General features: G+C 46.4%; 27 protein-coding genes. 14 read left to right on the forward strand and 13 right to left on the reverse strand.

The annotated features are described in order from the left end of the window. Positions 1 to 583 precede the first annotated feature (583 nt). From ACLVWR_RS13175 to ACLVWR_RS13210, 8 genes are all read left to right on the forward strand, one after another. Entirely contained in the window at positions 584 to 757 is a 174-nt protein-coding gene (locus ACLVWR_RS13175) for a hypothetical protein (RefSeq protein WP_413581110.1), read from the forward strand. Then, positions 757 to 1,005, forward strand: coding sequence for a hypothetical protein (locus ACLVWR_RS13180; RefSeq protein WP_413581111.1), 249 nt, complete (start codon positions 757 to 759; stop codon positions 1,003 to 1,005). Before ACLVWR_RS13175 ends, ACLVWR_RS13180 begins: the two co-directional genes overlap by 1 nt. A 16-nt stretch (positions 1,006 to 1,021) precedes the next feature. After that, the gene (locus tag ACLVWR_RS13185; protein WP_413581112.1) at positions 1,022 to 1,843 is read left to right on the forward strand and encodes a PD-(D/E)XK nuclease-like domain-containing protein; all 822 of its coding nucleotides are present in this window, start codon (positions 1,022 to 1,024) and stop codon (positions 1,841 to 1,843) included. Then, the gene (locus ACLVWR_RS13190; RefSeq protein WP_413581113.1) at positions 1,843 to 2,688 is read left to right on the forward strand and encodes a hypothetical protein; all 846 of its coding nucleotides are present in this window, start codon (positions 1,843 to 1,845) and stop codon (positions 2,686 to 2,688) included. The genes ACLVWR_RS13185 and ACLVWR_RS13190 overlap by 1 nt, the downstream gene beginning before the upstream one ends. After that, complete coding sequence (locus ACLVWR_RS13195; RefSeq protein WP_413581114.1) at positions 2,675 to 2,902, forward strand: hypothetical protein; 228 nt, start codon at positions 2,675 to 2,677, stop codon at positions 2,900 to 2,902. The genes ACLVWR_RS13190 and ACLVWR_RS13195 overlap by 14 nt, the downstream gene beginning before the upstream one ends. 72 nt (positions 2,903 to 2,974) lie before the next feature. Next, entirely contained in the window at positions 2,975 to 3,667 is a 693-nt protein-coding gene (locus tag ACLVWR_RS13200; RefSeq protein ID WP_413581115.1) for a hypothetical protein, read from the forward strand. Between the two features lie 6 nt (positions 3,668 to 3,673). Beyond that, complete coding sequence (locus ACLVWR_RS13205) at positions 3,674 to 3,880, forward strand: helix-turn-helix domain-containing protein (RefSeq protein WP_413581116.1); 207 nt, start codon at positions 3,674 to 3,676, stop codon at positions 3,878 to 3,880. After that, positions 3,880 to 5,007, forward strand: coding sequence for a hypothetical protein (locus tag ACLVWR_RS13210; RefSeq protein ID WP_413581117.1), 1,128 nt, complete (start codon positions 3,880 to 3,882; stop codon positions 5,005 to 5,007). Before ACLVWR_RS13205 ends, ACLVWR_RS13210 begins: the two co-directional genes overlap by 1 nt. Positions 5,008 to 5,241: 234 nt before the next feature. Here the strand turns inward: ACLVWR_RS13210 and ACLVWR_RS13215 are convergent, their stop codons facing one another. Next, positions 5,242 to 6,024, reverse strand: a complete 783-nt coding sequence (locus ACLVWR_RS13215; protein ID WP_413581118.1) for an SDR family oxidoreductase — start codon at positions 6,022 to 6,024, stop codon at positions 5,242 to 5,244. Between the two features lie 219 nt (positions 6,025 to 6,243). Here ACLVWR_RS13215 and ACLVWR_RS13220 point away from each other — a divergent pair, with 219 nt between their 5' ends. Both ACLVWR_RS13220 and ACLVWR_RS13225 read left to right on the forward strand, forming a co-directional pair. Further along, on the forward strand, positions 6,244 to 6,642 hold the full coding sequence (locus ACLVWR_RS13220; protein WP_413581119.1) for a hypothetical protein: 399 nt from the start codon (positions 6,244 to 6,246) through the stop codon (positions 6,640 to 6,642). A 148-nt stretch (positions 6,643 to 6,790) separates the two neighbouring features. Further along, the gene (locus ACLVWR_RS13225; protein ID WP_413581120.1) at positions 6,791 to 8,149 is read left to right on the forward strand and encodes a PAS domain-containing protein; all 1,359 of its coding nucleotides are present in this window, start codon (positions 6,791 to 6,793) and stop codon (positions 8,147 to 8,149) included. A gap of 14 nt (positions 8,150 to 8,163) precedes the next feature. Here ACLVWR_RS13225 and ACLVWR_RS13230 read toward each other — a convergent pair whose 3' ends face one another. The 4 genes from ACLVWR_RS13230 to ACLVWR_RS13245 form a co-directional block, all read right to left on the reverse strand. Next, complete coding sequence (locus ACLVWR_RS13230) at positions 8,164 to 8,331, reverse strand: hypothetical protein (protein WP_413581121.1); 168 nt, start codon at positions 8,329 to 8,331, stop codon at positions 8,164 to 8,166. Between the two features lie 89 nt (positions 8,332 to 8,420). Then, positions 8,421 to 9,719 (reverse strand): adenylosuccinate synthase, encoded by a 1,299-nt coding sequence (locus tag ACLVWR_RS13235; RefSeq protein WP_413581122.1) that lies wholly within the window; start codon positions 9,717 to 9,719, stop codon positions 8,421 to 8,423. A gap of 77 nt (positions 9,720 to 9,796) precedes the next feature. After that, positions 9,797 to 10,780, reverse strand: a complete 984-nt coding sequence (locus ACLVWR_RS13240; RefSeq protein WP_413581123.1) for a D-2-hydroxyacid dehydrogenase — start codon at positions 10,778 to 10,780, stop codon at positions 9,797 to 9,799. Beyond that, positions 10,777 to 11,943: a pyridoxal-phosphate-dependent aminotransferase family protein gene (locus tag ACLVWR_RS13245; protein WP_413581124.1), complete on the reverse strand. Its 1,167-nt coding sequence runs from the start codon at positions 11,941 to 11,943 to the stop codon at positions 10,777 to 10,779. The genes ACLVWR_RS13240 and ACLVWR_RS13245 overlap by 4 nt, the downstream gene beginning before the upstream one ends. A 44-nt stretch (positions 11,944 to 11,987) precedes the next feature. On the opposite strand from ACLVWR_RS13245, the gene ACLVWR_RS13250 reads away from it, so the two are divergent. From ACLVWR_RS13250 to ACLVWR_RS13260, 3 genes are all read left to right on the forward strand, one after another. Further along, a complete protein-coding gene (locus ACLVWR_RS13250; RefSeq protein ID WP_340599639.1) occupies positions 11,988 to 12,578 on the forward strand; it encodes an LptE family protein in 591 nt (196 codons plus the stop codon). Between the two features lie 9 nt (positions 12,579 to 12,587). After that, a complete protein-coding gene (gene holA, locus ACLVWR_RS13255; protein WP_413581125.1) occupies positions 12,588 to 13,589 on the forward strand; it encodes a DNA polymerase III subunit delta in 1,002 nt (333 codons plus the stop codon). 77 nt (positions 13,590 to 13,666) lie between these two features. Then, positions 13,667 to 14,053, forward strand: a complete 387-nt coding sequence (locus ACLVWR_RS13260; protein WP_340599637.1) for a PilZ domain-containing protein — start codon at positions 13,667 to 13,669, stop codon at positions 14,051 to 14,053. Between the two features lie 63 nt (positions 14,054 to 14,116). Here ACLVWR_RS13260 and rpsT read toward each other — a convergent pair whose 3' ends face one another. Then, positions 14,117 to 14,377: a 30S ribosomal protein S20 gene (gene rpsT / locus ACLVWR_RS13265; protein ID WP_340599636.1), complete on the reverse strand. Its 261-nt coding sequence runs from the start codon at positions 14,375 to 14,377 to the stop codon at positions 14,117 to 14,119. 113 nt (positions 14,378 to 14,490) lie between these two features. Between rpsT and murJ the strand changes: the two genes are divergently transcribed. After that, entirely contained in the window at positions 14,491 to 16,014 is a 1,524-nt protein-coding gene (gene murJ / locus ACLVWR_RS13270) for a murein biosynthesis integral membrane protein MurJ (RefSeq protein ID WP_413581126.1), read from the forward strand. Between the two features lie 4 nt (positions 16,015 to 16,018). Here murJ and ACLVWR_RS13275 read toward each other — a convergent pair whose 3' ends face one another. The 7 genes from ACLVWR_RS13275 to ACLVWR_RS13305 form a co-directional block, all read right to left on the reverse strand. Next, a complete protein-coding gene (locus tag ACLVWR_RS13275) occupies positions 16,019 to 17,491 on the reverse strand; it encodes a methyl-accepting chemotaxis protein (protein WP_413581127.1) in 1,473 nt (490 codons plus the stop codon). A 14-nt stretch (positions 17,492 to 17,505) separates the two neighbouring features. After that, complete coding sequence (locus tag ACLVWR_RS13280; RefSeq protein WP_413581128.1) at positions 17,506 to 19,164, reverse strand: methyl-accepting chemotaxis protein; 1,659 nt, start codon at positions 19,162 to 19,164, stop codon at positions 17,506 to 17,508. 177 nt (positions 19,165 to 19,341) lie between these two features. Next, positions 19,342 to 19,989, reverse strand: a complete 648-nt coding sequence (locus ACLVWR_RS13285; RefSeq protein ID WP_413581129.1) for a hypothetical protein — start codon at positions 19,987 to 19,989, stop codon at positions 19,342 to 19,344. Between the two features lie 29 nt (positions 19,990 to 20,018). After that, the gene (locus ACLVWR_RS13290; RefSeq protein WP_413581130.1) at positions 20,019 to 22,118 is read right to left on the reverse strand and encodes a tetratricopeptide repeat protein; all 2,100 of its coding nucleotides are present in this window, start codon (positions 22,116 to 22,118) and stop codon (positions 20,019 to 20,021) included. A gap of 35 nt (positions 22,119 to 22,153) precedes the next feature. After that, the gene (locus ACLVWR_RS13295; RefSeq protein WP_413581131.1) at positions 22,154 to 22,921 is read right to left on the reverse strand and encodes an outer membrane beta-barrel domain-containing protein; all 768 of its coding nucleotides are present in this window, start codon (positions 22,919 to 22,921) and stop codon (positions 22,154 to 22,156) included. Positions 22,922 to 22,935: 14 nt separating this feature from the next. Next, positions 22,936 to 24,387, reverse strand: coding sequence for an AgmX/PglI C-terminal domain-containing protein (locus ACLVWR_RS13300; RefSeq protein WP_413581132.1), 1,452 nt, complete (start codon positions 24,385 to 24,387; stop codon positions 22,936 to 22,938). Positions 24,388 to 24,413: 26 nt separating this feature from the next. Beyond that, entirely contained in the window at positions 24,414 to 24,662 is a 249-nt protein-coding gene (locus ACLVWR_RS13305) for a hypothetical protein (protein ID WP_340599628.1), read from the reverse strand. Positions 24,663 to 24,664: the final 2 nt, after the last annotated feature.

The raw sequence follows: 24,664 nt of genomic DNA on the forward strand, positions 1-24,664 counted from the left end.
TAGGGGCTTTTTTGAATGGCAAAAGAAGTCTTAACCTTTCGGCAAAAATCCTTCTCTTCCAGAAATTGAATTTAGACGCAAAGTCTTTGGTGAAAGACGCTGCGTAACGCCGATTTCACAGAAGCTCCAATTGCAGTTGGGTCTTCGATGAGAACGGGTGTTCTTTAAAAAAAAGGTGTTAGGTGCCGTCCGTTGCGAAATCAGTTGCTCAGATAGCCTCCCTCCTGGGGAGTAGTCACGAGTCCGATGGCTGCTTGCGGTTGCGATGTTTATTCCTTACGGAACTGAAGAGTATCGACTTTCCGAATTTACGACTTCGGTTAATCGGTCTGCAGGTCTAAAGATAGCTTTCTGGCCGTCTCTAGAATTTACAAAGCTTTTCCTAACTACCCGGTAATAGCAGCCTCAGAGAGTTCGTAACCTCTAAGCGCTTTGGATCGGGTTATTCAAAAACTGAGTCAAAAAAACCTCCTTGTAGAGATGTTGATAGACCTGGTTTGCGAACAATGGCTTTTTAAGAGAACACCTTATTTTTAGCATCTACAAAAAATGGTTTTGTAATTTTTTAACGTGGGAAATCGCGATGGGCACTGCTTTGCAAAAAATCGGTCAATACAAAAGATCGAACTTAGAACAAGAAATCATCAATTGGATTCATGCGATGAGGTATCAGCCACGCACTCGACAAAACCGCATGGTGATTTACGGATTGGTGCAAAACCTTCGCGCCATCAGACAAGAAAAGGCGGCAGCATAATGGGCTTCCCTCAAAAGAATACTGAAATCATCACTGTCGAGAAAGTTTCAAAAGGCCCGTTCCGTATGCATGAGATTGAGAGATATCTCCATCATATAAACGGGGAACTGATGGGCTTTGAAGTGTATGAACCGAACATCCTGAAAGACTGGGTGTTTGTTTCGGCGCTCGCGCTTAACGACTTCCAAAGAAGAACGCTTCAGGAAGAATTAGATAAAGAACTAAATCCAACAAACCCAGCTGCTTAGCCGAAAGGGACCCATTATGAAGCTAGGAATTTTCGAAAACATGCCCGCTGAAGAATACCACGCACTCGATGCGATCGGTTCTTCATCTTTAATAAACATGCTTATCAGCCCAGCGCACTTTCATGCCGCATGGAAAGGGCCAAAGGAAGAGCCAACATCTGCGATGATTCGCGGGAATCTCATCCATTCCCTTTTGCTTGAGCAAGATATCGGCGGCTTTGTAGCACGTCCATTGGATGCCAAGGGCAACCTTGTGCGCTCCAACTCTGCTGAATACAAAGCTTTCCTTGAGGCGAATCCTGGCAAAAAGCCGGTGGATCCAGAAGATTTCGACAATATGTACGAAATGCTGACTGCATTCGCAAAAAATACCCGCGCCATGGCGATGCTTGATCATGCGAGAATTGAGACATCAATCGTTGCACTTTGCCCAATCACTGGTTTGCACGTGAAAGCACGACCAGATGCTTGGGGACATGGGTATTTGGATGATCTTAAATCTACTTCCCAAATGGCCCGCTTCGAGAATCAGTTGTTCCAAATGAGCTATGACGTTCGCTTGGCGCACTACGCTTATGTGATTGAGCTTGCGACAGGCGAAAAGGTCGATGACTTCTTTTTCACGCCATTTGAGACTTCGCGCCCATTTGGGTCCCGCGTATTCCAATTGTCAGCATCGGACGTGAAAGATGCAAAACGCCGCCACCTTACAATCCTGAATGAGATTGCTGTTTGTCTTAAAGACAACTCATGGCCTTGTTATTCTGATGAAATCATCACAGCCACAAAACCACGCTGGATGATTGAAGAAGAAATCACTTTCGATGGGGTGGGCTAATGGCACGCCAAAAAGAACGTGAAGTGAAGGAGTTGGTTGTTCAGGATGATTCGAACTACATGGGCTCAAATCTTCCTGTGACTCAGGCTGATTTTGATGCCCTTTCAACGCAGAGAGAAATGTTGAAAGGTTTCGTCTCAAAACAGCTTACGGCGGAAGTTGATTACGGCGTTGTTCCAGGGACAAAGAAAAACTCACTCTATAAGCCAGGTGCTGAGAAGTTGAAAATGCTTTTTGGCTTGGGAGCGCGCTTTATTGTCGTAACAAAAGAGCATGATCGCAAGGATAACTACCTTTGCTACGAATACAAATGTGAAGTCTATCACTTGAAAACTGATCGAGTGGTGGCTGAGTGCGTGGGGATTTGCTCTTCTCAAGAGAAGAAATATGCAACCCGTGGTGTTTATGAGTGGAAAGATCGAAAAAGAGTTCTGGTAAAAACAGAACCAACTCCGGTCGCCGATGTTCAAAACACTATCAGTAAGATGGCTCAGAAGCGTGCCTTCGTTGGTGCCATCATTCTGGCGACAGGGGCTTCTGACTTCTTTACTCAGGACCTTGAGGACTATGACAACGGTGAGGGTGGTGCAACGAAAGACGTTTCCCCATCAGAGCCAAAATCCCAGTTCGCTTCCGATGACCGCGTGGTGAGAATCGCGAAGCTGTTTGAGTCATGCCGTAAGCATGGAATCTCTCAGGCTGACATCACTCGTAAGTTCAATCTGAAAAAGGCCGAGGACATCACAGATGACCAGGCCAATGAACTCGCGGGATTTGGTCGCCAAATCGCAAATAAAGAGAAAACCGTTAAAGAAATATTCGAGGTGAAAAATGAAAACTCATGATCTGGCAGTTAAAGTTGGGGAATACCAAAAGGGAAATGAAACTAAGGGCCGATATTTGAACATCGGCGCGGTTATGGAAGGTCAAAATGGTCCGTATCTACTGATCAATAAGACCTTCAACCCCGCGGGAATTCAAGATGGGAAAGAGTCGATTCTTGTGTCGATGTTCCCGGTGGATAACCAGAAGAAACAGAATGATGGATTTGATTTCTAAGCCTTAGATGGGTCCGAGGCTAAGAACGAGGCACCCCCTCTGGCCTTAACAGAGGGGAATTTTGGAGGGATTGTGGCGACAAATAAATTTATCGAAAGCACATTAAGTCTGCCTTATCCCAAAGGAAGCCATATTTACTTTCTACTGAGAGGCGAAACAGTGGTCTATATCGGCAAGTCTGATTCGCTACTGGCCAGAATTGGCACGCACAGTAAAGATAAAGAATTTGACGGTGTTAAGTATTTTCCTGTCGATTCGGTACTCCAAGCTGAATTGGAACTGGCGCTTATTAAGACATTCAGACCTGAATACAACGTGCAAAAGGTATCAAAACTTACTGATCGCGAGATGTCCATGCTTAGAGATTACAATCTCACAGAAGAAATCTTGAGGGGGATTGCTTTAGCTCAACCGAAGGTCCAACAGTATCACTGGGGGCATGTAGCTTTTCTTGATCAAGATGGAAAGCTGCAGGCTGGGTATTACGACAATGATGAATGCAGACAAGACGATGAGCACGATGACCACTGTCCATACATTGAGGTTAAAGAAATACTCGAAGAGGTGGATGATGATCTGGATCTTTTGCTTATTTCGAAATGCACTTGCACAGACTTTGCGGTGGTAAGGATGGGATTTCATGGGGTTAAGATGCTGCACCTAGAGGATTTGTACGACATAGGCGGCCCAGAGTTTGAAGTACTGAGAAACCGTTACTCCACTAAGTTCAAAGAAGAATTTGAAGCGTTAAAAGAAGCAAATTGAGGAATTATGGGTGAAAAGAAATTGGATTCTGATCCAAAAAAGTTGAGACGGTACCTAACTCCAGAAGAGTTCCAGGCGAATATCGTCGACTGGTCAAGAAAGACCTTGGAGCGTAGGATTCAAGATGAAGGGTTTCCCGCGATTCGCGATGGAAACTCCTGGCTGATTCCTGTGGATAAAATCGATTCATGGTTTAAACGAAGAGAAAAGTAATGTCTGGTCAAAAACTCATTCCATATGTGCACCCAAAAGATGGGGAAACTTGGGAGTACTTCTTTGTAGATGAAGTGTCTCAAATCATTTATTTCGTTAAAAAACACAATGGAAAGAGAATCAAGTTCACCACAAAGGAAAAGTATCCAGATGGTGGAGTTAAGGCCAAGCGCTATGCCAATGCCGAGTTCGATCGGCGCACTGGCAAGAAAACCAAACACGTCAAAAGCTTGATATCAGACGAGCTTGAACTTTGGCTTAAGGTCAAAGAAACCGAAGACCTTGCCTACGATTCAATGAATAACGTCAAAAGGGCCGCAAAACAGATCAAAGAGTTTTGGGGTGAAATGCTCCCTGGAGAAATCACGGTCGATAATGCGACCGAATGGTATGTGTTCTGGAAAAAGAAACACCCAGATATCTCTATCGAAAATGCCGCGAAGTACATGAACAACTTCTGCCAATACCTTTCCCTGAAGCGGATAAACGGCCAACCTTTGATTTACGGTGTTCCCACTTTCTATGATCCAGACCGCAAAAAGGCGATGATCAAAAGAAAGGGTAAGACCAAAAACGTCTTTTCTGTGGCGGAATTCCGCGCTGTTCGGCATTATGCCGAGAATTGGATTGAAGGGCTCATCGTTCACTTTATGTACGTGATGGCAACCCGTATTGAAGAGACTCTTCAAACAGAGTTTGGCGTTCATATCATTCTCGATATTGAGGTGCCGGTGTACCGTTGGTTCTATGGTTCCAACAAGGCGGACTTAGCCGGCGAGCATGCGCTCCACCCAAGCCTGATTGAGCCACTTAAACGGCTTCGTGACCTACGTAGGGCCGAGGGTACCAATCTATTGTTCCCACAAGTTTTCGACAACCAGAAGCCCATGGCCGAGCAACAGATCGACTGGGCTGGCTGGCGTTACCGGGTAAACATCGGTTGGCACTGGACTTCAAAAACCTTCCGTCATACGGCGCTTACAAACCTGTTCAACGACCCAAAAAACCCTCACGCTGCAATCATCAAATTGTACCGAGTTTCGTTGCAGGTTGCGTTAGAAACATACATCAAAGTCACTCCAGAGTCGGTCATGCTTCTTCGTGATGCGATCAAGGTGGAAGTATGATGATCAGAAGCTTTTTACCGTGTTTTGGTCACACGGGTCCGAATGGGGTCCGAGTGCGTTATAAGGGATTGGAATTACTCAAAAATGGCTTTCCCCTTGGGAACGCCAACTTTTCTCATTCAAGTTGTTTCGCTTACGCTACACCTGATTTTGAAAAGTTCTAAGTCACTTCGGCTCTGCCGAAGTATATTTTTGAATATTAAAACCCGATCCAAAAGATCGGGTTTTTTATTTTTACATCGAATCCCATTCCGCTTTGCGTGCGTTCAGTAGAAATTCGTTTCTGGATTTGAAGATTTCCCGGTAGGCGGCTTCGCCGCCAAAGCTTGCCTGGCGAAAGGCTGCGGCTCTTTGTACGACGATTTCATCGGTTTTAGGATTGTTCTTTAAAATACCCATCACTTCATCAATAAACTCATGCAAGGGCATTGCATTGGGATCGTAAGCCTGGCGTTCGCCCAGGTGCGTTTGTACGTATGGCGGTATGATCTCTTTGACCTCGATAGCGGTGTCCTTCAGTTGAAAGCGCAGGCTTTCAGTATAGGAGTGAATACCAGCTTTGGTTGCGCAATATGTAGGAGTCATGGAAAGGGGAACGTAGCCCAGGCCCGAAGTCACCGTCATGATAGTTGCGGACTTTTGTTTTAAGAAGTGTGGCAATAAAAAGCTGGTCAGTAAAATCGGACCCAGCATATTTGTGAGAATCGTGTCTGTCGCGATTTCGGCGTTGTCGCCTTTCGAAAGTTTTTCATTCTTCATGATGCCAGCATTGTGAATAACACAATTGAGAGCGGGAAACTTTTGAATGGCTTCCTTGGCAAGGCCTTCGATACTTTCCTGGCTGGTCATATCCACAGTAAGAGTGGCAAATCCTTTGGCGCGCGCCATTTCCAGTTTAGATTGAGAACGTCCTGCAATGATCACTTGATTGCCAAGTTTTTCGAATGCTTCCGCAAGCCCTAAGCCAATGCCGGAACCTCCACCAGTGATAAGTATGGTTTGATCTACTATGTTCATTCAGCCCCCTCGTCTTTCAATTGCAAGTGTAACAAATCGACTCGGGAACTAGAACAAGCATTCTTACAGAGTCCGTGTTTGTTAAAATAGCGTACGTCAAAACTTTGCTGTTAATTGCGTGATTAACTCAGTACACTTTCCGCCATGGGAAAATTTGTAGTTTTAATTTTTATTGGTTTTATGTCCTGTGTCTCTTTAGCTGTGCAAACAGGGGAAACATTGTCTGCCTTTAAAATCCTGAATCAATTTGAGGAGCCGGCAGAGCTATCCACGACAACTCAGTGGATTTTGTTTTCCAGCGATATGGATGCTGCAAAAATTCTGACAGAGTATTTGAATGCGAATCCCGGCAAATTGGATCCAGCAAAAACATTGGTTATTGCCGACATTTCCAAAATGCCAGGTTTGGTTTCTAAAATGTTCGCCATTCCCAAAATGAGAAAATATAACTACAAATTAGCATTGGATAGAACAGGCGAAGCCACACAAGATTGGCCACGTGAAAAAGGGCAAATCATCGTGATGAAGGTTGCCGAGCTAAAAGTGGAATCCATTGAGCGGCTCAACTCAAAAGAATCTATCAAATCATTTTTTACTCAGCACCACGCAGTAAAATAAGAGACTATTTTTATTTAAAGTGAAGTCCTCTCGAAAAATGCAAAATCAAACGCCGGTGGAGATCATTTTATCCGTCGTTTTTGATATATATTGCTAACTCTTAATTCAGGTCCTGCCGATATCAAAGTCATTGAGATTGGTAGGTCCTATGAAACGTCCAACACCTGTAAATGCTGAAAGTCCCTTTGGATTTGACGAGTTCTTTTTTTCCACGACGGACAAGCGTGGTGTTATTCGTTATGGCAATGATGTCTTTGTTCGAGTCAGTGCTTATCCCAAAGAGGCCATGGTCGGGGCACCTCATAGCTTAATTCGTCATCCCGATATGCCACGGGCTGTTTTCAAAGAGTTCTGGGAATTCCTAAAAGCTGATAAACCAGTAGGAGCCTACGTTAAAAATTTGGCGGGCGATGGACATTACTATTGGGTGTATGCTTTTGCCTTTCCAATTCAGGATGGCTATTTGTCAGTTCGCTTTAAGCCTTCTTCGGAAACTTTCGGAGTTGTTCAGAATCTTTATAGCGATGTTTTGCATTATGAAAGTCAGGATCACAGCCTGGAGGAGTCTCATGCGTATTTGCTGGAGAAGATCGCTGAGTTGGGATTCGCTGACTATGAAAGCTTTATGGTCAAAGCAGTGCTTGAGGAATTGAAGTCCCGCGCAACTCATTTGCAAAATTCGGAAATGAAGTATGAGGTCAAGGAAGCGGAGCAAATCGCAGAAGTAACTAAGGCAACTACTCACAAGTTGGAAGAAGTTTTCGAAAAACTAAGAGGCTTTCAGGGCAACAGTCAGAATTTGGAAGAAGCCATCCAAAGCCTGGACGAGGGATTTCAACAGCTCAAATTTATTTCGCTTAACATGAAAATTGCCGCAGCTAAATTCGGTGATTTGGCAGCCAGCCTGGGTGTTGTCTCTCACGAGTTCTCCGTTTTGTCCGGAACAATTGAAAAGCATCTCGGGGGACTTGCGGGGTTCGTCGATGATCTGGCAGGTGTCGTTAAGAAATGCGTACTGCGGGTCGCAGCCCTGAATGTACAAATGCTGATGGTGGATTTTTTCGTTCGCGAATCCATTGCCAAATTGGGGTCGTCTGACAATGCTTTTGAAGAGATGTTGCAGAATCAAAAAGCGTTTTCTGATTTATTTGGTCAATATTCAAAGAATCTGCAAAGTGAGTTTTCTGAACTTCAGGCAGGTATCGCGGTGATTGAATCTGCAATGCAGGAAATTGCCAAATTCGTGACCGGACTGGAAGTGGTTCGCCAGATTGGTGCGATTGAATCCTCTAGAACAGCGGAAATCAAATCTATCTTTGCGAACTACCTGTCTTCAATGGACAGCTTCATTTTACTGCTGCGTAAATGCACTGGAGAGATCAAGCGGGGAGTTGAGTCGTTAAGTTCGAATTCGGACTTTATTGTAACGTCAATTCGCGGAATTTCCGGCAATGTCGATAAGATCTTTGACCAAGCGGCTTCCATGGAAAGCCGCGAAGCAAGTTAATATTTTACACGATATTAGCGTCTTTGACTTTTCTTAACCAGACTTTCACGGCCGGTGATTTCAAAATCAGTTTCCAAACTATCGCGGGAAAGATCTTCTCTACCTGAGATATCATCGTCCGATTTTCTGGAAGGACTTTTCTTGTCTTGGGAGCGTGTGGGTTTCTTGTTTTTTTGTGCCATAATTCCTCCTGCATCCATGGTAATCCCGTTGCGGTGACGACACTAGAATGCAAGACTGAATCTGACAGAGCACAAGAGCTGGGGCTCGACTAATTGTTGAACAGTGGTTTCACCCACAATGTCTGCTCGCGACCTGGACCCACAGAAATCACGTCGATCGGCGTGCCCAATTGCGAACCTACATAATCAATGAAGTTCGTCGTTGGACGAGGAAGGTCGGAAAGTGTTTTTACTTTCGTCAGATCCTCTTTCCAGCCGGTCATCCACTCGATCACTGGTTCCACTTTTTCAAGCTCGTACGGTGAAGTTGGAAGTTCAGTTACAGTTTCACCGTTGATTTTATAAGCTGTGCAAACACCGATGCGATCATGGCCCGACAAGACGTCGATTTTCATCATCGCAAGATTGGTGATGCCATTCACGCGAATCGCATACTTCAATGCCACCAGATCCAACCAGCCACAGCGGCGGGCGCGGCCAGTGGTTGCGCCGAACTCTTGACCATCAGCCTGAATTTTTTGACCGACTTCATCGTGCAATTCAGTTGGGAACGGACCTGAGCCCACGCGAGTTGTATAGGCTTTAAAGACACCGATGACTTTTTGAATGTTTGTAGGCCCGATGCCCGCACTCACGCAAGCATTCGCAGACAATGTCGAGGAGCTGGTAACGAAGGGATAAGTTCCATGAAGGATATCCAACATGGTGCCTTGGGCACCTTCAAACATAACACGCTTGCTGGACTTCAATGCCTTCGAGATGAATAGCGAGGTGTCTTTGGCACGGTAAGGAGCCAGATCATCAGCCACAGATTTAAGATCCGCCAGCATTGCTTCCAGTTGGAAAGTTTGTCCTTTGTAGTAGTTTTCAAGCAGGAAGTTTTTCTCGCGCAATGCAAGCTCCAGCTTTTCCTTCAAAGATTCAGGATTGAACAGGTCGCCGAAAAGGATGGCGCGACGGGAAGCGCGATCCTCGTATGCGGGGCCGATGCCTTTGCCAGTTGTACCGATTTTTCCACCTGCAAGGGCCGCCTCACGGGCTGCATCGATCGCTTTGTGGTAAGGCAGAATAATGGTCGCTGTATCGGAGATCAAAAGTTGTTTTGGATTTGCAAGAAGACCGCCATCGATCAGGTATTTGATTTCTTCACGGATAGCGAAGACGTCAATAACCACTCCAGAGGTGATCACACAGGTTGTTTCAGGTCTAAGAACTCCGCTGGGTACCAAGTGCAAAACGGTCTTTTTGCCGTTAACCACCAAGGTGTGACCTGCATTGGCTCCGCCTTGATAGCGAACAACCATGTCTGCTTTTTCTGCAAACACGTCGACAAGTTTGCCTTTACCTTCGTCACCCCATTGAGCGCCAACAACCACAATCCCTGACATACTTGATCCCTTCAAAAGCGCTCTCAGCAGCACTCAGGCAAGCACGATAGAAACAGGGTGGCGAAATGTCAAATTCTCTATTTGTCAAAAGGTGTGGCCCCATACCAAGGCGCCCTTGGAGGGAGTGTGTCTGACGTGCTGCCGTCCACAAAAAACGCCATGAGCTTATTAGCGGCGATTTGGCTCGCTTTAAAGAAGGCGTCTTCCGTATTGGCTCCAATGTGCGGAGTCAGAATCACATTTTGATACTGCAGGAGGTTGGAGGTGCGCGGCAGAGGCTCTTTTTCAAAGACATCCAGACCTACAGAACGCAGCCAGCCGTTTCCTAAGGCCTCGCAGAGGTCGTTTTCATTGATGACCGATCCCCGCGATGTATTCACCAGGATGATACCGCGGTGAATGTATTCAAAATGTGAACGATCCAGCATGTGCTCAGTTTCCAAAGTTTTTGGCACGTGAAAGCTTAGAACATCTGCTGACTTCAAAACTTCTTCATAGCTCAAACGGGGGATGTTGAGACGCTCAAAATTCTGGTCGTCTGCATAAGGGTCGTAGGCAACGACATTCATGCCGAAAGTTTGAGCAAATTCCGCAACGCGGGAGCCAATGCGGCCCAGTCCGATGATTCCATAGGTTCTGCCAGAAAGCTCAATGCCTGTGATTTGATCACGCTTCCATTCGCCGGATTTGACCATTTTGTGAGCCGGCATGATGTTATTCACGCAAGCCAGCACCAGCCCCCAGGTTAGTTGCGCTGCCGATTGAATATTGGCAGTCGGAGTATGCATCACCGTGATACCCCATTTTTCAGTCGCCGCAAGATCAATGTGATCAAAGCCACTGGTGCAGGTGATGATCAGTTGCAGTTGACGGGCCTTTTGTAAAAGCTCTTCGTTGATAACCGTCCGGCTGCGGATGATTAAAGCATGCGCACTTACGAGGTGTTCCAGCGGCAGATGGATGTGGCTGTCGCTGCGAACCACATCAAAGTTTTCGTTTTGCTGCAAGTACAAAAAACTGTCCTGGGCAAAGCGGTCGGTGATCAGGATTTTCTTTTTCATGGATTGTTCTCCAGCCACTTTCTGCCTTCTTCAACAACCATTGAGATCTGTTCCAGGCTGATAGAGCCCGGATCAAATTTTCTAAGAACCTGACCAAGATTGTCGATCAATTTCAGGAGTTCAATGTCCTGAATATAACCCATGTGACCAACGCGGATGATTTTGCCTTTGGCCTGATCTTGTCCGCCCATGATGGTGATGTTGTGTTTTTCCTCGAGCTCCAGGCGGATTTTTTGTCCATCCATGGTTTGTGGCACGACCAGGGCCGTGACGGAATCACTCGGGGCTTTGGCGTAAAGAGTAAAACCTAATTGCTGCGCAAAAATACGGGTGAATTCCGCCCGGCGGTGAATATCATGAAAAAGACTTTCCAGACCCTGCTTGTTGATCAGATTCAAAACCACATCCAATGCCCGCAAAATCGTGACGTTGGAGGAAAAGAAAGTCTCGCCGGAGGCATTCGCTTTTTTCTCTTTGCGCACATCAAAATAAAATCGGGGAGATTTCGCAGAGTCAAAAAATGCCTGTGCTTTTTTGGAGAAGGAAATGAAGGACATTCCCGTCGGCAGCATAAATGCTTTTTGTGATCCAGCAACCAGTCCGTCAATCTTCCATTCGTCCATTGGCAGAGGATAGGCCCCCAGAGCGGTGATGGCATCGACCAGGAAAAGAGTTTCAGGGTGCTGGGAGACGATATCAGCGAGTTCTTTAATGGGATGTGCGACCGCTGTGCTGGTTTCACAGGCCTGGCATAAAACGGCGCGAGTATCAGGCAGGCGTTTCAAATGTTCTGCAACGTCAGCAGGATGAACGGCTTCGCCCCAGGGAACATTGATGACGGAAACATCGGCGCCAAAAGTTTTAGCCATTTCGGCCCAGCGTTCACCGAATTTTCCAGAGACAATCGCCAATACTTTGTCGCCCGGAGAGATCACATTCACCAGCAGGGCTTCCATGCCGCCGGAACCCGTGCAGCTTAATAAATAAACATCTTCTTTGGTTTGAAAAATCTGGCGAATACCGGCAAGGACTCGTTTCAAAATTACGTCAAATTCAGGTGTGCGATGGTGAATCATCGGCAAAGCCAAGGCTTTACGCACCTCAGGATGAAGATTTACGGGGCCAGGAGCGAGCAAGCTGTATTCGTCATTGAATGAAGTCATTTTTCTTCCTTGATCTCTATCTAAATTTATACTCAACTGGGTCCGTGGACGCAATACTTAAAGGCTCTCGTGGCATTCTGATTCTCTCTCTTATGTGCATGCAGTTTGTGACAGGCTGTGCTTACCAATTAGGCGTTGCCAGCCGTACAATTCCCGGCGGCTACAAACAGATCTCCGTGCCGGTTTTTAAAAATAAAACGCAAGAGCCGGGTATTGAAGTGGCTTTTACCAATGGATTGATCCACGAATTTCAGCGCTCTCGTGTGGCCCGTGTCGTTGACAACTCCCTTTCAGAAGTCGCTGTGATCGGACAGATCGATGATGTTCAATATTTGCCGGGGGCAAAACGTGTTTCTGGCGAGACATCATCTTATTTGCCCGATGGCTCCGTCATCGCGTCAGAGTATCGTATTCTTCTGACAGTAACTGTCAAAGTCGTAAGACAAGCTGATGGAACTGAATTGTGGGCGGGAAGCTTTGCCGGGGAGCGTACATATGCAGCACCTCAGGTAACGCTTGCTGGCGTAAACACGGTGGATCCTCTTTACAATCTCTCCGCCAGACGGCAAAACATTGACCTCATGGCGAACGATTTAATGCTTGAGGCACACGATCGTATTACTGAAAATTTTTAAGATTGAACGATGGCATTAATTGATTCACAGAAATTTTATAAGGATTTGGAAAAGGGCAACCTTTCTCCGATGTATTTCCTTTTCGGGGAAGAGCCTTATTTGTTGAATCAAAGCGTGGAGCGTTTCAAATTCGCAGTCCTGACCGAGGGCGCGATTGATTTTAACTACAGTTTGTTCTACGCCAGCGACGCTGACATCGTTCAGGTTCGTGATGCGGTTGAAACCTTGCCGATGATGGCGCCTCGTCGATTGGTGATCCTTAAAGAAGCTCAGGAATTGTCTGATAAGGAGTGGGCTCAGCTGGAACCCTTGATTGAGGAACCGGTGGACAGCACTTGTTTCGTGATCCTGGCTTCGCGCGTGGATAAGCGTAAAAAACAAATCCGTCAGTTGCTGGATAAAGCCGATTGCGTGGAGTTCAAGAAACCTTACGAAAATCAGGTTCCTTCCTGGATCAATTACATCGCTGAATCCCTGGGTTTGAAAATTTCCAACGATGCGATTCACTTGTTGCATAAACTTGTGGGGCATCATTTAACCGAAATCGAAGCCGAGCTAAAAAAACTCGGGGAGTTCGTTGAGGGTGCCCGTCGTATTGAAGTTTCTGATGTGGCTCAGGTCGTTTCCCGCTCCAAGGAAGAAAGTGTTTTTGATTTCACCAAAGCCGTCGGCTTGAATGACCGTGTGAAAGCTTTGGAATATCTGGTTCATCTTTTGGATCAGGGACAAAATGAAATCGGGATCATCTCTTTGGTGGCTCGCCATATCCGTATTTTGCTGGCGGTAAAAAAGGGGATGGAAGAGGGGCTTCACGGAGCCAAGCTTGCGCACTATGCTCAAGTGCCTCCGTATTTCCTTGAAAACTACGTCGAACAAGCGCGTCTGTGGACGGCTAAAAAACTAGAGCAAACCATGGTCGTCCTTTCTGAGACCGACAAGGCACTGAAATCATCGCCTCTATCGAGCCATATCTGGCTTGAGAACATGGTTCTTAAAACTTGTACAGCCTAGTAGCTAGATTCCTTGTCTCGAATTGAGACGCTCCTTCTAGACTGCATAAACACCGTCAAAAATCCGATAAGTCCTCTATGAGCAGTGATTTTCAGAAGATGAACATTCCAGCCGTGGATGACAAGGGACAGCCCTTCCGTCGTCAGTATCCGCGCCGTGCGATGAAGCGCAAGGTGGGTGTCCTGTGTGATGGCACTTACTTTGTGGTGGATTCAGGTGAGGTCGGTGAGGGCGGTATGTCGATCATTTCAGACTATCTGCTGAGTGACGGCGACGAGGTCGTTGTCAGCTTCCAGATCCCGCAAGGGGACTTCGTATTCCTGCGTGGCGTGGTTCGCTCCACCCAAAAAAAACAGGGTGACTCTAGGGTCACCCATGGTCTTAGCTTTAGTAATATCAACTTCGCCACCAAAAGGCAGATTCGTGCCTTTGTCTCGGCAAGAAATCAAACATCGGCAGCGTAAGCACAAACAAAAATAGGGCGACCGGTGGTCACCCTATTTTTCGTTAGCATTTAACTACGCGAATTACTTTGCAGAAGCGCGAGTAGCAAGACGGCTGATTTTACGAGAAGCCGTTTCTTTTTTGATAACGCCAGTTTTAGCAGCTTTCATTACTTGAGCTGTGAAGTTCTTCAACAACTCAGGAAGAGCTTTAACGTCTTTAGCTTCGATAGCTTTAACAAGTTTTTTCTCAGCTGTTTTTACAGTGCTTTTACGAGCATTGTTTACTGCTGTTTTACGGATAGATTGACGAGCTCTTTTTGCTGCTGACTTATGATTTGCCAAGGTATAGCCTCCACTTAATCTTATAAACGAACCAAAGGGATTAACATAGGGTGTCTGTGGAGGCAAGCGGATTAAAAGAAGAACGCAAAAAGGTCTTCAAAAGAGCCTTTTTCATGGCTGGCGGGACCCTAACGAGCCGCGTTTTAGGCCTATTCCGCGATATGGCCCTGGCGGCGCTCTTTGATCGGGCGGTCACCGATGCTTGGTCGGCGGCTTTCCGTTTACCCAATCTTTTCCGCCGTCTTTTTGGTGAAGGTGCCCTTTCTGTGAGTTTCATTCCGGTTTTTATCGATGCGCAAGCCCAGGATTTAAGCGGGGTGCGGGCCCGGAATCTTTTAAATGCCATCTATACGTTGTTATTGATCGTTCTCGGAGTGTTTACGCTGTGGGGGCTTGGCAGCATGGAGCCCCTTTTGAAGCTCCTTCTGGATGACAGCTATCTTTTGAATATTGAAAAATGGAACATGACCGTTCGTATGGCGCAGATCATGTTTGGATTTGTGTTCTTCGTTTGTTCCTATGCCTATTTTATGGCGATCTTAAATGCGCTGGGCAGTTTCGGTTTGCCTGCGGTGGCGCCGGCATTGCTGAATGTCTCGATGCTGGTTTTTACCTTTATACCGGCAGCTTGGTTTCCCGGGAACGGGGATGGACTTGCCTGGGGTGTTTTAGTGGGGGGAGTGCTGCAGGCGGCATTGCTGTGGTGGGTGTTGCGGGAAAAAGACTTTTTGCCGCAGTTCACTTTGCACTTATGGAGTGCCGATGTTCGCAGAGTAATCAAGAACATGGTGCCAGGACTTCTGGGCGCCGGGCTTTTACAGTTGGCAACTCTTGTGAACTTGCACTTTGCCAGTGGGTTGGGTGAAGGGGCTTTGTCCTATATCTATTGGGCGGATCGCCTGCTGGAGCTGCCTTTGTCGCTGGTCGCAGTCAGTATCGGGGCGGCTTTGCTACCAACATTAAGCGAACTGGCTCATAAAAAAGAAACCTCCCAATTTCAAAGCGTGCTGCAGGAACACTTCTTAATGAATTTGTTTTTGGCCTGGCCGGCCGCCGTGGGTTTGTTCTTTCTGGCGGAACCTATTGTCGAGGTTCTATTTTATCGTGGGCATTTCACCGTGACCGATGTGCTGGCAACATCCGGGGTCTTAAAAGTTTATGCAGGAAGTTTGCTGATGGTGTCTTCCGTGCGCGTTTTGATTCCGGCTTACTATGCGACTAAAAATACCTGGGTGCCGGCTATGACGTCTATTCTGGGGCTGACCTTGCATATCGGTATGGCGCCTTTGTGGATTGAAGCTTTGGGCCTGCAAGGGTTGGTGATGTCGGGCCTGGTAGCTTCGTTGCTACAGTTGGGTTTAGTGGTTGCCTTGATGGGGACTTACGCGATTTCACCGCGCTGGTCGGTCATGGTGCGGGAGCTTGCTAAGATTTTACTGGCAGGTGTGTTGATGGCGCTGCCGGCGATTTACTTCGCGGGGTGGGTGACCGGGGTTACTTCCAGTTGGGCGAAGGTGTTTTTGTTGGTACTCGCCATCTTTACTTGTCTTGTGGTTTACGGTTTTTCGGCATTGAAACTAAAAATCGAGCAGGGAGGATTCCTGCTCGATTATATGAAACGAAAAAAATTGAAATAGTTTTTTAAGCGACCGAGGCGTCGATGCCTAAAACCAGTTTGTTCAATTCTACAGTCAGCCCTTGAGTCGTTTGTGCCAGTCCGTTGATTTCGCCCCCTGTGGCTGCGATCTCTTCTGACGATGCGGCATTTGATTGTGACGACTGATCCAGTTGATTCATCGCTTTACTGATCTGCTGAATGCCGGTTGTTTGTTCGGAACTTGCAGCAGCGATTTCATTATTTAAATCAGACACTTTTTTGATGGAACTTACGATGTTTGATAACACCGTACCGCTTTGATCGGCTATTTCGCTACCGCGTTCGATTTGCGAAACCGAATCTTTGATCAAAGAGGAAATGTCCTTGGCTGAAGTCGCACTTCTTTGTGCCAAGGCGCGAACCGCTTCCGCGACAACGGCGAAGCCTTTGCCTTGTTCGCCAGCACGGGCGGCTTCGACAGCAGCATTCAGAGCCAACAAGTTCGTTTGAAATGCAATGTCGTCGATAACCGAAATGATTTCTTCGATTTTTCTGGAAGACTGGGAAATTTCAGTCATCGCCGTGATCAAAAGTTTAATGTCATTTTCACCGGTTTCAGCCGCTTGACGGGAAGTGGCTGATAAGCCGGCGGCTTGTTTCGCGTTGTCAGAATTCATTTGTACCATCGAAGTCAATTCTTCCAGGGCTGCAACTGTTTCTTCCAGGGACGCTGCGGCTTCTGTTGAAGACTGGGACAGACTGTTGCTGGCCTCGCTGAGCTGCTCGACGGAAGAAGCCACGTTCGAGCTGGAAGTGGACAGACGGGACGCGATCGATGACACAGCACTGGACATACGGGCCGCGATAAAGCACAACATACCAAAAATAAGAACAATGGCGATCGATGCAGTCGTAATCAAAATGATTCGAGAGTCCTTTTGCAATTGTTCAGAGCCGGCTTCCATTCTTTCTGATTCTTTGATGTAAAGATCAGACACTTCACGGTTGAATTTTGTGATCGGGGCGCCAAGTTCGTTGAATTTGCCACTTAATAAAGTGCGTGCCTCTTGAAGGTCTTCTGGGGTGCCAGACTTCGTCTTTTCCAGGATTGATTCCATAACTTTAAGAAACTCAGGAACTTCGTCTTTGGCCTGGTTATGAATGGCGTCTTCACCTGGTAAAAATGGTGCTGCAACATATTCTTTATAGTGGTCTTCGAACTCTTTAGCGCCTTCAGCTGCATAGTTGATGCTTTTTTTGCGCATTTCAGGATCCTGAGTGTCCAGGGCCAAGAGAATTCGGTAGCCAAACTTATTCCGCGATTGGCGCATCTCTCCGATGAAATCCATATTTGGCACCAATGTGTCAGAGTAAATTTGCAACATGTCGTTGTAGCGAGCCATGGTGCTGTAGGCGACCCCAAACAAAATGGAGAAGCCAATGACGGGAATAATTGCTGCGAAAAGTAGACGTCCTTTAATGCCCCTGAACCAACCTGAAAATCCTTGAGATTTCATATAAATCCTTTTAATTAAAATCCGTTTGTTGTTCCAACCTTACGGTCGCCATCGTCGTCAAAAGGAATAAGGTCTTCCGATGTTTCCGCTTTGGCAGCTTTGGCAGGAGTTGCTTTTACTGGAGCTTTTTTGAATTGCAGAACCTTTGGGGCTGCAGCTTTATGTGCAGCCTTTTTAGGTTTCTCTGTTTCTACTGTTTGCATTGGAACCACATCGCTGGAGCCGTAGATCACCTGAGTCAATTCAACAGTCAATGTCTGAGTCGTAGTAGCCAGGTTGTTGATTTCACCACTTGTGGCTGCAATTTCCTCAGCAGAAGCTGCATTGGACTGGGAGGATTGATCCAGTTGATTCATCGCTTTGCTGATCTGCTGGATACCTGTTGTTTGCTCAGAGCTGGCTGCCGCGATCTCGTTATTCAGGTCAGAAACCTTCTTGATCGAGTTCACGATATTGGCAAGGACTGTTCCGCTTTGATCAGCAATTTTGCTGCCATGATCAATTTGTGAAACTGAATCTTTGATCAGGGAAGAGATGTCCTTGGCAGAAGAGGCACTTCTTTGCGCCAGGGCACGAACCGCTTCCGCAACAACTGCGAAGCCTTTACCTTGTTCACCAGCACGAGCGGCCTCAACGGCAGCATTCAATGCCAGCAAGTTTGTCTGGAAAGCGATATCGTCGATCACAGAGATGATTTCCTCGATCTTTTTGGAAGATTGAGAGATGTCATTCATGGCTGTGATCAGGTTTTTGATGTCAGCTTCACCTGCCTCAGCAGAGGAGCGCGAGGATGCAGACAGGCTGGCAGCTTGTTTGGCGTTGTCCGAGTTCATTTGGACCATGGAAGTCAGCTCTTCAAGGGCCGCCACAGTTTCTTCCAATGATGCCGCGGCTTCAGTGGAGGATTGTGACAAGCTGTTACCAGCTTCATTAAGTTGTTCAACCGCAGAGGCAACTTGTGTGCTTGAGTCCGACAGGCGACTTGCAACACTGCCCACGGATTTGGAAAGGCGGATTGCGATAAACAGCAGGATCGAGAAAATCGCGAGACTTGAAGCCGCTGTCGTCAGCATGATGATGGTTTCAGACTGGGCTACAGTGGCGTCAGCTGAAGCAGTGTTTTCCTTGGCAATATCTTCGTATTGTTTGATGGCTGCGCCGGTCATGGATCCCATGATGCTGCCCAGCTCCCAAAGACGGCCATCCAACAGGTCCTGTGCTTTCTTGTTGTTTTCAGGAATTCCGGATTCTGCAAGTTTAGCAGTCTCTTCAAGAAGGTTCATATACTCGTTCAGGGCATCATAGGCTTTTTTGTCAGTAGCTGCCAACTTCGGATCAGAAGGAGCCGATTTGTACGAATCCATGCCTTTTTTGAATTCGGCAATCGCTTCGCGGGCGATCTTAATGCGTTCTTGTCTTTTCTCCGCAGTATCCATACTCATCGCTGCAAAGACCTGATAACCGAATTTGTTTCGTGCCTGGCGCATTTCACCAACGGCAGCAAGATTCGGAATGATATTTAGATTTGCGCTGTCTAAATATACGTTGAGCTTGGACATGCTCGAGCTGGAAATAAAGTAGATAATGGAAAATCCCACCAAGGGCAGGCAAGCGGCGAAAAGTAGTTTTCCCTTGATCCCACGGAACCAAGACGAAAGAGAGCTCTGATTCATTTCAGCAGTCCTTTTATTAAATTGTATTGATTTGTCTGCGAAGGAAGGTGCCTGACTAAAAAGCTTTTCGGTGGGCTCAGGATTTCTTGAAGTCCAGTTCTAATACTGAGGTGGAAAAACAAAGAGATCAGGCCGGGGGACCTGATCTCTTATTAGGACTAAATGACTGTTTTATTACTATTTAACTTCAGCCAAAGAGTTGTAGGAGTCGCTGATCTTTTGTTGGCGATCCACTTCTTTTTGCCAGCGATTGACTTCGCCTTTGTAACCCTGCTGTTTGCCTTTCCATTCTTTTTCTTCGGAAGCAAGCTCGCGGATTTTTTTGTTTACCTGGTCGTATTGATCTTTCAAAGTGTCACGACGGGAGTTCCAGATTTTTTTCTCTTCTGTCAATTGTGACATCTGATGCTGGTAGTCCTGAACGTTGGACTCACGCTTTCTCTGGTTTTCCTTGATTTTCGCGATCATCGCCTCCAGCTCAGCAATTTTTTGATTCTCTGCCGCTGTTTTGCCCTTCTCGTCGTTGATCAAACCTTGAAGCTCAGTTTCCTGTTTGCCAATTTTTTGAATGGACTTGGTGTTTTCCTCTGCTTGAGCCGCTACTTCTTTCTGTTGGCCTTCAACAGCGGATTTGGCCTTGGCAACCTCGTTCAAGTTACCTTCAACCGTTTTCAGATTTTTTTGGTACTCAGACAGGTTCGTTTTGGAATTGTTCAAATTTGATTTGATGCGCTCCAAGCCCTCTTTCGCTGTGTTTTGCGCGAATGCAGCAGTGGAGAAAGTCAGAAGAACAGTCATTGTTGTCAGTTTGATAGAATTTTTCATATACAAATCCTTTTCCTTAAATATTTCTCTTAGTGCTCATTCATGCCGGCAACGCTATTGTCCTGCGCGCAGACATTTTTCAAAGATGAACGGTAGTGACCCACTTCGTCTTCCCAGATCTCGCCTTTGAATTTCCAGTTCAAGCTTTTCTCTTTAGCCACTTTAAGCTCTGGACGTTCTTTATCAGTTACTTCACCGCCAGCCATTTGGTAACGGATGTGTTCACCAGCGCCCGAGTACAATTCATACTGAAGCACGTCGTTTTGATCCAGAACACGGTTTAAGTTGGTAACCATGTTTTTAAAGTTGCCTTGCAAAGACTTGCCGGCGTCAGTGCGCAGACCGTCTTTTTCCTTGTCAATACGAGCGATACCCTGAGTGCGCAGATTTTTGATCGAAGTGCGCGCTTTGTTCGCAATATGGTATTGAATCTGGTAGCTCAAAAGTTTTTTCTCGGCACTTGCTGTGTCACGACCTTTTGATTTTGCAGTGGCCACGTCTTTGCTGGCTTCTGCTTTTTTCGTCAGGAACTCTTTTTCCATTTTGATCAATGTGAAAGAGATCTTATTGAACTTTGTGATTTCGTCCTCGTAGTTATTGATTTGCTTTTGGATGCTCATGAAACCAGGGTGGCGCGCAAGTTCCACGATGAAAGCACGTGGCAAGCCATCGACTTCTTTCAGGTCAGAGTTCTTCGCCCAGTTTTTCACAGTTTCATAGTAGTCCGTGGATTTCTTATGGGCTTTGTTATAAGCCTCAAGTTTGCCTTTCCAAGGACCGTATTTGCCACGCATCTCCTCAAGAACCTGAACACCGTCACCGTATTGGCACAGGTTCAGATAGCCCACAGTACGAACCACAAAAGATTCCGGATTGAAAGCGTTCTTAAAGAAGTCCGTGTGCAAGGAGAACATATTGCCGGCAGCACCTTCATAGTCCTCAGACAAAATCTGAGTCCAGGCACTCTCGGTCATTGCTTGCAACCAAAGAGGGGAGGAACGGTCTACTTTCAAGTAAGACTGGAACGCCTCTTTGTACATGCTTTTTTGGAACTGAATGCGGGCCATAGTGATCGCACCCACGTTTCTGATTTGGGATTTCTTGTCGCCATCAGTGGCCTTAAGCAAAGCTTCAAGGTTCACAGTGGCTTCATCCACTTTATTTTGACGATAGTTGAACAGGCCGGAAAGCAACAATGCTTCCGGATATTTTGGAGACTTTTCATCGATGTGCATCAATGCGTCTTCCATCATACCCAGGTTGCCGATTGAAGAATAATACTTCGCACGAGTGATCTGGTAGTCTGAATTCTTCGTCACATCCATTTCGTACTTCGTAACCAATGGATCAATCAAAGCGATGTCAGATTGTTCAAGGGAAGTGATGCCCTCAACCAAAGCTTTCGTTGCTCTTTCCTGCCATTCTTTGTTTTTAGTCTCCTGGGATACTTTGATCATGTAAGTTCTGAATTCTGTATTCAGACCCAAACCTTTTGCCGTCATCGCATAGTTGTAAAGAGCTTCCAAACGGTGCTCTTTATCTTCCATCAACTCCGAAAAAAGACCCATGGCCATTTCGTATTTTTGCTGGATTTCCAGGAAGATCAAAGCCTGAAGCAACTTGTAATCGTTCGGCTTCATATCATCCATCTTCATAAGATTCGTTTGTGGTTCTTCCACGGACGGATCCTTGATGGAGCCCAGCATTTTCACGTCAGGAATTTTTGTGAAAGCTTCCGGTGACGTTACAACTTTAGGTGCACCCACCACAGCAGTGTAGGGAGGAATCTTAACAGTCATTGGATTGATCATCGGCGCTTTCTTAACTGGTTTTACAACCAATTGTTGAGAAGCGGGCAGACGCAGCGGGCTCAGTGGAGTTGCCTCAACTGTGCGCTCGGAACCGATATTCAGCTCCGGAATCGCTTTGACTTTAAAGACTTCAGTTTTGCCTTTGACGGTTTTCTTTTGATAAATCTCAAAAGTTGGAACCATGCTGGATTTAACCCGCAGATTTGCAGCTGCAGGAGCCCCCTGGGCTTTCACATTGAGCGCTCTTGGCGCTTCCTGGGCAAAGGCTGTGCTGCACAGTAAAGGCAGCACTAACATTGCTTTCATTGGCTTATTCATAAAGACCCCCCGGCCTTGGAGACAATAACGTAAAATTAATGCCAATAAGTGATACCAATCATCAGTGAGGTATCGTTCACCATTTTTGAACCTAAATCACGACCAGTGATCGCATTACCACCGTAATTGTAGTAGTACTTTGATTGCTCTTGGTTAGACCATGTATTGATCAAATCCGCTCTCAATGCAAAGTGCTCGGAGAAAAAGATCTGCTGGAAAATACCTAGCTTGTAGCCGAATGCAGACTTGGATTCGTCGCCTTCTTGCTTGGCAATTTTGTAGTTCACATTACCTAGACCAACGGATACACCCATGTCGAAATATATGATCGCTTTGTCCAAAGCTGACATTTTTGCATAGAATGGCACCCAAATCGCGGAAACGAAGTACGAAGATTGAATGACGTTATGATCTGGAATTGCGCCGTAGGTACTTATGAATTGATCAACGGCATCATTGTTCTTCATGTCAGCAGAGTCGTAAGACAACTCAAAGCCCCAGCGTTCATTCAGAAAGTAACCAAGATCTAATCCCATAATTGTGCCAGTGCTGTAAGCATCATTGAATGGGATACCAGCTTTTCCAGTCAGATAAAAGCGCTCCGCTTTCACATAACGACGGTTTTGAACCACGCCAAAATCCTCGTCCTTAGCGGCCCAGTATTTGTTTTCCAATTTTTTAATATCAAGTTTGTCGCTGCCACGTGAGTCAGTTGTCGTTGGTTTTGCCGCCGGAGTTGTCGCCGTTTGTGCAAAAGCCTGAGCTGTCATCACGAAGAATATTAGTAGTGTTTTCTTAAACATTTCGGTCTCCCGTCCTAGTTGGTACTTTTAAACAAAAATGGATATGTAACTAGCACGCGCGTTCCGCCTTGTGGGGCAGGGAACTTCCATGCGGCTACACGATTCAAAATACAGCCTTCAACTGTTGAGTTCTTCAGGGTTGTGTCGCCAATAAGCTGCTGTTCAACCTGACCAGTACCACCGATCGTGAATTTAACAGCGACTTTGCCGAACAAATCCGGATTCGCACTCAGTTGACGTTCGTAACAGTAAAGGATCTGACCCAATTTGGATTTGATATACTGGGCGATAACCTCACGGTCCAAACCACCAGTAATTTCAGACTCCTCCTCGATCAAACCAACACCGGCATTACCCGTGCCACCTTGAGCAAGACCACCCATGCCGGAAGCGCTTTTACCGCCGCCTTTACCATTAGTGGAAATCATCACTCCTGCACCGTTACCTGCAGCACCCCAGTCACGACCGGAGCGTTCGATATTACCCACAGCTGCCAAACCACGACCGGAAGGGCCGGAACCGGCTTTAACACCTTGAGCGAACATCACGTTGGCACTTTTTGCACCTTGCGCGGAAACTTTACCAATCAATTTAGAAATACGACCGTCAGAGATCGATTTCATCATATTGGCAAGTTTGCCACCACCACCGGTAGCTGCGGCCTGTTGTTTAGGCGCGGCTGCTGGTGCGGCTGCCATCTGCTGCTGTTTAGGAGCTTCGGCTCTTTTACGCTTTGGTTTAAGTTCAGTTTTTACTATGATTTTTTGCGCGATTTTCGGAGGCTCGACCTGGGCCATGGTTTCACCGCCCTTTGGTCCAAATAGTGCGGCTGTTACAAACAGGGCCGCAGCACCGAGCATCAGGATTACGCCTTTTTTGGAGTCCTCATCCACCAGGTTCGCTGTATTAAAGCGTCCCATAGCAGCAGCATCTTCCATAGAAAGAGTTCTTTGGGAGACCTCGACATCACCCACGTTTTGACGGTGCCACTCCGGTGAAGGAACGCAAGCCACTTTAGTGTTGGTAAAGTCTGGTTTGAAAGCCTTGTTCAAAGGCTGGATTTTAGTCTGTACGACACGGCCGTTTTGTTTAACCAGGAAAAGTTGAAACTTCTTACCTGTGGATTCATCGCTGCCGGATTTCTCCAGGCGGGAATACAGATTGGTTTCTTTTTTTACTGGTTCAAAGCTCAATGTGCAATCGCTCAAGGCCACAGTGGATTCTTTGCTCAAGGCGATGGCTGGGGATTGTTTCAATCCGCTGGAGGTAGCCATATCCATGTCAACATAGAACCATTGACCATCACGATATTCAAACAGGCCTTGAATACCTTTTGTGTTTGGTGAAATTGAAATCACATCCGCAAGGCGGGAAGAGCCAAACGTTTGCGTTTCGCTTGTTGGTCTCAATTTCCAAGTTTTTGCAGTCCCATTCTTAAGAGACTGACGTACAATCAACGTGACCATATAAACCCCTCAAATAAAAACTAAACTTAGTTGTTCAAGTACAATGCTGATTCCCTGATGCGGCCATCCATATCTTTTTGTACATCGTACAGAGGCATGAACTTGATGCCTCGCTTTTGCACAAGATAAGCGCCGTCAGGGTTACGAATTGTACCCTTGAGGTTCATATCACCGAAATTGACTTCTTGGACTTTACGGACTGTCTTTTGCTTGGCAAAGGCAGTCGCTGACCCCAAGAGAAGAAAAACAGTCATCAATTGGATGAAAGCTTTCACTT

This window comes from Bdellovibrio sp. HCB288, assembly GCF_047305935.1.
In the GTDB taxonomy this organism is placed as follows: Bacteria; Bdellovibrionota; Bdellovibrionia; order Bdellovibrionales; family Bdellovibrionaceae; genus Bdellovibrio.